We start from the raw sequence: 456 nt of genomic DNA, 5'->3' as shown, positions 1-456 counted from the left end.
GTAATTGGTGCAAAGAAAACTACGATTACTGTTGCTCCAAGGAGGGAGATTGTAAGGTCCCAGCCCATTGTACCAGAATTGGTTAGATCCCTTACGGCTGTAACAAGGTGAGAAATTGGATTAATTTTTACAAACCATTGAAGCAACTCAGGCATCGTATTGGCTGGTACAAACGCATTAGAGAGAAACGTAAGTGGAAATAGGATAATCATTGAGATCCCTTGTACACTTGAAGCAGTTCTCGAAATGACACCGAAGAAAGCAAAAATCCAGCTCATAGCCCAAGAACAGACAATCACAAGAAGACCAGCAAGGATTACAAAGCCTAAGCCACCTTCAGGACGATATCCCATGATATATCCCATGGTAAATGTAAGTATCGTAGCAATCGTATACCGTATTGTGTCAGCTAGCAAAGCTCCCGCCAAAGGAGCTATACGTGCAATAGGCAGTGAC

General features: G+C 42.8%; 1 protein-coding gene. It reads right to left on the bottom strand.

Features of this window, described 5'->3' with window-relative positions; translation table 11 throughout:
* Window positions 1-456 (bottom strand): ABC transporter permease (locus AC1DWA_RS33375; RefSeq protein WP_477917768.1); only part of this gene is annotated, 456 nt, incomplete at both ends.

It is taken from the genome of Rhodococcus sp. P4_F3_2 (assembly GCF_056401335.1).
The sequence above is the reverse complement of the archived record's forward strand: the minus strand, read 5'-3'. Positions and strand labels throughout refer to the sequence as shown.